Genomic DNA, 1250 nt, shown 5'->3' with positions numbered 1-1250 from the left:
AGAGCGTAGCAGGAGGTGTAGCAAGCATCATTGCGGTTCGGTGTTTTATCGGCGCGACTGTCTTCCACCAGTGGTCAATGGGTGCAGCATGCTTCGGCTTCGCCGTTATAGCATTTCTTCTGCTGCGGAACGTAAAGACGCAAGATTGATCGCGGAGGTTGCCCCAAAGACAGAGACGAAACATACGTTGTATCAACTTTTTGCAGCGTGTGGGCAAAGCAGTCCTGGCGGGGATAGCAGGTTCTTTAAAATGATTGGCATCAGCGCTGGTGGATCCGTTGGGGATGTGCACGTTTGATGCGGAGGGTAATGCAGTGGAAGATGAGAATGGAGCATGTTACGAAGGCGGCTTCGGCGGCAGCGTTACGGTGACGGCGTCAGCGCCTCCAGACGTGATGCCGATTTTCGTCTCTCTCCCGAGCCGGCTATCAGACACCCAGCAGTCGGCGCCAACAGCCCCTCCGCCAGCAGTGACGGAGGCGGGGATGGTAACTCCCCCAAAGAGCGTGTTTCAAGATATCGCCGATAAACAGCAGGCTTGTATCAATAGCTTTTACGAATCAACACCCGGCAAGGTAGTCGAGTTTGGAAGCGTGCTTTCCATGGCTCCGGGATGGGGGCCAAATCCAGGTAAGAGCACGGTAGAAAATGTGGTCCTTACCGGTGGCAAACTCGTGGCGCTTAACGGATTGAAAAAGGTCGCGACAAACTCAGCTATCCCTTCAGTTGTCAACGGAACTGCAATTTCGATCGCCAGTCCGCTGGCGAAACTTCTTAGCTCATTAGCGAGCAAAATCCTCGGGTTCGCTGAAACCGCTGGCCCAATTGGCGTAGGTGCCGCTACCGTGGCAGATATCTCAGCTCACCAGACATGCACTGCCGTAGCGCACCCGGTACCGGATGTTCCATCTCCGTTCTAAGGGTGATCGAGATGTTCGATTCAATTGTGAACTTCTTGTCTTCTCACGAGACTATAGGGGGCCTAGTGTACTCGTGGGGATCTTTTCAGATCGGACGAATGTATCACGGAATGGACAGACCACGGGGGGCGTTCCTCTGGAGTCTGCTCGGTATCATCGCAGCCGTGATCTACTTGGTTGTAGGGATTGTGGTCGGCCAATGGGTTGGTGCTGTCCTCTTGGCAGTTAGCCTTGGGCTTGAGGTGATGCTTGTGAGGCGGTGGTTTTCATCGCGACCACAACCCCCGTCAGCCTGAACGGTGCCTTCGTCATCGATTTCATAGGTGACAC

At 54.3% G+C, this 1250-nt stretch carries 1 protein-coding gene; it reads left to right on the top strand.

Features of this window, described 5'->3' with window-relative positions; genetic code table 11:
- The first annotated feature begins 485 nt into the window (after window positions 1–485).
- The gene (locus tag VKV18_RS05245; RefSeq protein WP_324203174.1) at window positions 486–920 is read left to right on the top strand and encodes a hypothetical protein; all 435 of its coding nucleotides are present in this window, start codon (window positions 486–488) and stop codon (window positions 918–920) included.
- The last annotated feature ends 330 nt before the right edge of the window (window positions 921–1250 follow it).

This window comes from Chthonomonas sp. (assembly GCF_035294505.1).
Lineage (GTDB): Bacteria > Armatimonadota > Chthonomonadetes > Chthonomonadales > Chthonomonadaceae > Chthonomonas.
Note: the sequence above shows the minus strand (reverse complement) of the source record. Positions and strands in the feature narration are given on the sequence as shown.

Bases quoted from the DNA above. Each gene is read 5' to 3' on its own strand.
- VKV18_RS05245 (WP_324203174.1), top strand. From the start codon at position 486: ATGGTAACTCCCCCAAAGAGCGTGTTTCAAGATATCGCCGATAAACAG.